Consider the following 6,019-nt stretch of genomic DNA (forward strand, 5'->3'; position numbering starts at 1 on the left):
CGGAGCCCCTCCCAGGGGTCGGCGGAAGACACCGAGCAAGGCGCTGTCGCTTCCGGTGCGGGAGAAACGGCAGCGCTTCCCGGAGACTCCGGAGGTCCACTTCGGGAAGGTGGCCCCTGATAGCGGGGAGCAAAGGCGAGATAGTTTCGGGCCTGGGGATCGTGCCCGACGAGAAGATTTCCCGCCGCTATGGTGGCGAGGAGTTCCTCGTCCAAAGGATTCGCGATGACCGCGTCGAGCCCGCTGCCCATGGCCATGGCGAGAAAGGTTCTGTTCAGGAGGTTTCTGACGGGCATGCCGTGGGAGACGTTGCTGATACCCAGGATCGTGGAACATCCCAAGGTCCGCACCCGGCGAAGCACGTCCAGCGTGACCGTGGGTGCTTTTCCCTCCGCTCCTACGGTAAGGGTGAGCACATCCAGAAAGACGGAACTCCGAGGAAACCTGAGGGCATCCACAGTCTCCATGATACGGCGCACCACGCCGAGGCGCCGATCCGCCGTCTCGGGAATTCCTTCGTCGTCGATGGCAAGCACCACCAGAGACGCCCCGAAACGTTTCGCGAGACGCAACCCCCGCTCAAGCTGGTCTCCTTTTGCGGAAACGGAATTCACCAGGGGTACTCCCGTGCACACGGCAAGTCCGGCTTCGACGAGATCCAGATTGTCGCTATCCAGGGAGAGAGGCGCCGCGCAGGCATGTTCCACCGCGAGCACGGCCTCGCGCATGGCCCTGGGCTGGTCGATCTCCGGCAGTGTGACGTTCACATCGATCACATGGGCTCCCGCAGCGGCCTGGAGACGTGCCTCCTCGCGGAGAAGCTCCCATTTGTACTGGGCAACCTCGTCTCGGAGAGGTGATTTGCGCCACACGTTGATGCGTTCTCCCACCAGGGCCAAGGGATGCTGCCCTCCCACGGGAACGGTTCGGCTCCGGCTCGTGAGCGTGGCGTGGTGAATGTCCCGTACCTTCGGCGCGGAAATACGGCGCACCACCTCGGAGAGCGCCGCCATATGCTGGGGCGTCGTGCCGCAGCAGCCTCCGATGACATTGGCTCCGGCCTGCACGAGGGCCTGCCCGACCTTGGCAAACGCCGCGGGGTCGAACCGGTTAGGGTCGTTCGGAAGCCCCGCGTTGGCGTAGATGAACACGGGAATGCCCGCATGCGCGGCAAGACGGGGCACCACAGGAAGATAGCGGTCCGGCCCCATGCCGCAATTCGCTCCGACACCCGCGGCCCCCATACAGCGGGCCCAGTCCGCCGCGACCTCCGGAGGAGTTCCCGTGACGGTGCACTCGTGATTGTCGAAGGTGAAACTCACCACGAAGGCCATGTCCGGCGCGGCATCCTTGGCCGCGAGAACCGCCGCCTTGGCCTCCTGCAGATCCATCATGGTCTCAATGAGAAAAAAGTCCGCTCCACCTTCGGCCAGTCCCTGCATCTGCGGCAGAAAAGCCCGGTAGGCATCTTCGAAGGAAAGGGTTCCGTAGGGTTTGAGCAACTCGCCGAGGGGCCCCACGGAACCAGCCACCAACGCCCCTTTTCCGGCAGCCCTTCGGGCAATCGAAGCGGCAGCGGCATTAATTTGAAAAGTCCGCTCCGCAAGCCCTCGTTCTTTCAATTTCTGAGCGCTGCCACCGAAGGTATTGGTCTCGATGATGACGCATCCCGCGGCGAGATAGGCCTTGTGCACCTGCCCGACCGCCTCGGGATCTCCAAGGTTCATCTCCTCGGGCAGTGCGGGAGGAAGCCATCCCCTTTCGGCGAGCAACGTACCCATGGCACCGTCGAGAAGAGGTACCCGGCCATAGTTGCGAATCCATTCCTTGAGAGCTGCGGCGTTCAAGGGATCACCCCGTTTCCAGTTTTCGGATCCATCGATTTTCGGGAAGATCTGCATCGGAGGGATATGAATTTGTATGATACCGTCCACTCTTTCGGGAAGCAAGAAGTGGTTCCCGAAATTTTGTCGTCATTTCAAAAACGACATCAGATTCTTACGCTTTTGACGCACCCCGACAGAACACTGTGCCGCGTATCCAAAGTTCGGCCAATCCCCGCAGGCGACCGCCGAACACTAAGAAAACTTTTTTGCACACCTTAGCGCCACACAACTCTCCATATGATGGGAGGGAATGCAGCCTGGTCGAGTCGTCCCGTCCCATCCGCAGCGGAAAAGCGGCAAAAAAAGAGGCCGCCCTTGAGGGCGGCCTTCAGAACAGGCACTGCGCGCTACTTGAGCTCCACCTCGGCACCGGCCTCGACGAGCTTCTTCTTGATGTCCTCGGCCTCGTCCTTGGAAGCAGCTTCCTTCACGGGCTTGGGGGCGTTGTCCACGAGTTCCTTGGCTTCCTTCAGTCCGAGACCAGTGAGTTCCCGGACAACCTTGATGACGCCGATCTTGTTGGAACCGGCGCCCTTGAGAACCACGTCGAACTCCGTCTTCTCCTCCTCGGCGGGGGCAGCAGCAGCGCCCATGCCGGGCATCATCATGGGCATGGCCATAGCAGGTGCCGAGGCAGACACGCCGAACTTCTCCTCCAGATCCTTTACGAGCTGGGACAGCTCGAGAACGCTCATTTCCTCAATCGCCTTGATGATCTCCTCACGGGTCATCCAAGTCACTCTCCTTTTTTCGATTAGGGAATCATCCCTGATTTTCGCCTCCGGTTTTCACCGAGGAAACACCCGCGGCTGCCTTCATGACCTTGCGTCACTCGCCGCTCTTTCTGACGCCGACGTTTTTTCACACGGAAAAAGGTGCCGTCATGCGGCCTTTTCCTTTTCGTCCTTGATCTGAGACAGACACGTGACGAATCCCCGCATGGGACCGGAGAGGACCGTGACGAGGCTCCGCAAGGGCGCTGCGATGGTTCCCACCACCTGGGCCAAGAGAACCTCCCGGCTCGGGAGATCCGCGAGCGCGAGAACCTGCTGTTGATCCAGGACATGCTGTCCCATGATGCCGCCCTTGATGATGAGCATCTCGTTCCCCTTCTCTTTCGAGAAGTCACGAAGGGCCTTGGCAACGGCCGTCACATCTCCGTAGGCCATGGTGAAAGCATTGGCTCCCGCAGTCATCTCCTCGGGAACCGGAGAGTTTTCCTCCGCGAGAGCGATCCGGAACAGCGTGTTCTTCGCGATCTTCATCTCGCCACCGGCCTCACGAACTTTGGCACGAACGGCCGTCATCTTTTTCACGTTCATTCCGCGGTATTCGACGATAAACACCGCTTCGCTGCGCTGGAGCAGTTCTCGGAGCATGGATACCTGCTGCATTCTGGCTTCTGTCGGCATGAAGTCACCTCCTCTCGAAAAAAATCTCCCGGGACCGAGGCCCCGGGAGATGACGAGACGATCGAGAAGAAGACTTCTCGGTGCACGACACCTTTTCCCGGACCTCGGCAGGCTCTCCCGAAGGAAACTTGAGCGAAAGACATGCACCTGCTGTCTTCAGTCCCGAAATGGAGTGTTATTGTAGCATATCCGAACGAAAATGCTCCTATTCCGTCACAACGACTTCTTTCTGTGCCGCGTTGGGATCCACCTTGACGGGCACGCCCATCGTGCTCGTGACGGTGAGGCTCTTGATGTACTGCCCTTTCGCTGCGGAAGGCTTGGCCTTGACGATCGCCCGAAGCAGCGTGACGGCGTTCTCCACGAGGTTCTCCTTCTCGAAACTGACCTTGCCGACGCCGTTGTGGATGATGCCGAATTTGTCAACACGGAATTCAACACGTCCAGCCTTGATTTCCTTCACCGCATCGGCGACTTCGGTCGTTGCGGTTCCGGTCTTGGAACTGGGCATCATGCCCCGGGGACCGAGAATCTTGCCCAAGCGTCCCAGGCTTTTCATCATGTCCGGCGTAGCGATGACCGCGTCGAAATCCAGCCATCCGCCCTGGATTTTCGCGACCATGTCCTCGCCTCCGACGAAGTCCGCGCCAGCCTCAAGTGCCTCGTTCTGCTTTTCCCCCGAGGCAATGACGAGCACCTTCTTCGTGATTCCCGTTCCATGGGGAAGCACAACGGTGCTGCGGACCTGCTGGTCCGCGTGACGGGGATCGACGCCCAGGCGAACATGGAGCTCCACCGATTCGTCGAATTTCGCGTTCGCAATTTCCTTCACCAGAAGAACAGCCTCGCGGAATCCGTAGAGCTTCGTCGCCTCCACTTTTTCCAGCAATCCCTTGTAGCGCTTGCCCATCTTAGCCATCTTCCTGCCTCCTCGTGGTCCCTGCGGGAGCGAAATCGCTCCCTCCCACGACCCGTCCTTTCGGCCGGATCCGTCAGTCCGCAATCTCCACGCCCATGGACCGGGCGGTTCCCATGATCATCTCCATGGCAGCCTCCACGGTATTGGCGTTGAGATCGGGCATCTTCAGCTTGGCGATCTCCTCCACCTGTTTCCTGGTCACCTTACCGACCTTGGTTTTGTTGGGTTCGCCGGAACCCCTCTCCAGACCCGCAGCCTTCTTGATCAGAACGCTCGCAGGCGGCGTCTTGAGGATGAAGGTGAAGCTGCGGTCCGCGTACACGGTGATCACTGCGGGGATGATCATTCCAACCTGATCCGCCGTCTTCGCGTTGAACTGCTTCACGAACTCCATGATGTTAACGCCGTGCTGACCAAGCGCCGGTCCCACGGGAGGCGCCGGCGTCGCCTTGCCCGCTGGAAGCTGGAGCTTGATTTCTCCGATCACTTTTTTCGCCATGTCAGATGTTTCCCTCCTCTGGCCGTCGTTCCGACGACTCTATGTTCAGAGCTTCTCCAGCTCCGTGTAGTCGGCCTCGACGAGCGTCTCTCGTCCGAAAACGGTGACGGAGAACTTGACCTTGCCCTTGTCCGTCAGCACTTCCACCACGGGGCCCGCCTGTCCCTCGAAGGGACCTTCTTTCACGCGAACCGTATCGCCGGGCTTGAGGTCGATCTCGATCTTCGGTTTGGCCGTATCCTTGCCGATCTTCGCCATAATATCCTGGACTTCGCGCTCCGAGAGCGGGATGGGGTGGTTGCCCGCTCCGACGAAACCCGTCACCCCCGGTGTGTGGCGCACCACGAACCAGGATTGGTCCTCCAGAACCATCTCCACCAGGACATAACTGGGGAAGACCTTGCGGCGCATCCGCTTGGTCTTCCCTTCCTTGACGTAGACCCGCTCTTCTACGGGAACGAGGACGTTGTAGATCTTGTCCTCCATACCCATAGTGGCGATACGCTGCTCAAGGTTGGCCTTGACCTTGTTTTCGTATCCGGAATAGGTCTGTATGATGTACCAGCGTCGTTCGCGATTTTCCTTCATCACTTAAAAGGGGGCCGCACGGCCCCCTCACCCCCCAAACAAGACAATCTTTTGAAAGGATGCGAACCTAGCTGAGAATTCGCGTGAAAACTGCGGTAAGAAGCATGTCTACCACACCCAGATAGGCAGCCACCATAAAGGTCACGGCAATGACGATGAGCGTGGAATACCATACCTGCTGCTTACTCGGCCAGGTGACCTTCTTGAGCTCAGCCTTGGCTTCGCGAAGAAACTCAAACAACTTGTCCACCTACGACGGCCCCCAGTCTGCGACGCGAACGTGTATCAGATATCTGGCAGGCCCGGCAGGACTCGAACCTGCAACCCCCGGTTTTGGAGACCAGTGCTCTGCCAATTGAGCTACGGACCTGCGCAACGGAAGGGATTATACCTTACTTTGTCTCCTTGTGCAAGGTATGCCCCTTACAGAACTTGCAAAACTTTTTCTTCTCCAGCTTCTTCGTCTGCTTCTTCTTGTTCACCGTAGTAACATAATTGCGCCGCTTGCATTCTGTACACTGAAGTCCGATATTGTCAGCCATTGATCCTTCCTCTTTCCGCCGGAGCGCTGCCTAGTCGAGGATCTGCGTGACCACACCGGCGCCGACGGTACGACCGCCTTCGCGCACGGCGAATCGCAGTCCTTCCTCCATGGCGATGGGCACGATCAGCTTCACTTCGAACTGCGAGTTGTCCCCGGGCATGACCATTTCCA

At 59.0% G+C, this 6,019-nt stretch carries 8 protein-coding genes, 1 tRNA gene and 1 pseudogene; all 10 read right to left on the minus strand.

Annotated elements, in window-relative coordinates; translation table 11 throughout:
- The coding region (locus tag Q1K49_RS13080; RefSeq protein ID WP_300526446.1) for a homocysteine S-methyltransferase family protein at positions 1-1,847 on the minus strand (1,847 nt) is incomplete at its 3' end.
- Between the two features lie 386 nt (positions 1,848-2,233).
- The gene (gene rplL / locus Q1K49_RS13085) at positions 2,234-2,617 is read right to left on the minus strand and encodes a 50S ribosomal protein L7/L12 (protein WP_300526447.1); all 384 of its coding nucleotides are present in this window, start codon (positions 2,615-2,617) and stop codon (positions 2,234-2,236) included.
- Between the two features lie 150 nt (positions 2,618-2,767).
- Positions 2,768-3,298, minus strand: coding sequence for a 50S ribosomal protein L10 (gene rplJ / locus Q1K49_RS13090; protein ID WP_029165568.1), 531 nt, complete (start codon positions 3,296-3,298; stop codon positions 2,768-2,770).
- Between the two features lie 205 nt (positions 3,299-3,503).
- The gene (rplA, locus tag Q1K49_RS13095; protein WP_300526448.1) at positions 3,504-4,217 is read right to left on the minus strand and encodes a 50S ribosomal protein L1; all 714 of its coding nucleotides are present in this window, start codon (positions 4,215-4,217) and stop codon (positions 3,504-3,506) included.
- A 73-nt stretch (positions 4,218-4,290) separates the two neighbouring features.
- Positions 4,291-4,716: a 50S ribosomal protein L11 gene (rplK, locus tag Q1K49_RS13100; protein WP_300526449.1), complete on the minus strand. Its 426-nt coding sequence runs from the start codon at positions 4,714-4,716 to the stop codon at positions 4,291-4,293.
- 45 nt (positions 4,717-4,761) lie between these two features.
- Positions 4,762-5,304: a transcription termination/antitermination protein NusG gene (gene nusG / locus Q1K49_RS13105; RefSeq protein ID WP_300526450.1), complete on the minus strand. Its 543-nt coding sequence runs from the start codon at positions 5,302-5,304 to the stop codon at positions 4,762-4,764.
- A 67-nt stretch (positions 5,305-5,371) separates the two neighbouring features.
- Complete coding sequence (secE, locus tag Q1K49_RS13110) at positions 5,372-5,554, minus strand: preprotein translocase subunit SecE (RefSeq protein ID WP_029165572.1); 183 nt, start codon at positions 5,552-5,554, stop codon at positions 5,372-5,374.
- Between the two features lie 44 nt (positions 5,555-5,598).
- Positions 5,599-5,674, minus strand: a tRNA-Trp gene (locus Q1K49_RS13115).
- A 22-nt stretch (positions 5,675-5,696) separates the two neighbouring features.
- Positions 5,697-5,846, minus strand: a complete 150-nt coding sequence (gene rpmG / locus Q1K49_RS13120) for a 50S ribosomal protein L33 (protein ID WP_029165573.1) — start codon at positions 5,844-5,846, stop codon at positions 5,697-5,699.
- Between the two features lie 30 nt (positions 5,847-5,876).
- Positions 5,877-6,019 (minus strand): annotated as a pseudogene (gene tuf, locus Q1K49_RS13125) (elongation factor Tu); the annotation flags it as partial.

This window comes from Aminiphilus sp. (genome assembly GCF_029975095.1).
In the GTDB taxonomy this organism is placed as follows: Bacteria; Synergistota; Synergistia; order Synergistales; family Aminiphilaceae; genus Aminiphilus.

What these genes read in the sequence shown, in the direction of transcription:
- rplJ (WP_029165568.1), bottom strand. Translation starts at nt 3,298, where the DNA reads ATGCCGACAGAAGCCAGAATGCAGCAGGTATCCATGCTCCGAGAACTG.
- nusG (WP_300526450.1), bottom strand. Translation starts at nt 5,304, where the DNA reads ATGAAGGAAAATCGCGAACGACGCTGGTACATCATACAGACCTATTCC.
- rplK (WP_300526449.1), bottom strand. Translation starts at nt 4,716, where the DNA reads ATGGCGAAAAAAGTGATCGGAGAAATCAAGCTCCAGCTTCCAGCGGGC.
- rplA (WP_300526448.1), bottom strand. Translation starts at nt 4,217, where the DNA reads ATGGCTAAGATGGGCAAGCGCTACAAGGGATTGCTGGAAAAAGTGGAG.
- rplL (WP_300526447.1), bottom strand. Translation starts at nt 2,617, where the DNA reads ATGACCCGTGAGGAGATCATCAAGGCGATTGAGGAAATGAGCGTTCTC.
- rpmG (WP_029165573.1), bottom strand. Translation starts at nt 5,846, where the DNA reads ATGGCTGACAATATCGGACTTCAGTGTACAGAATGCAAGCGGCGCAAT.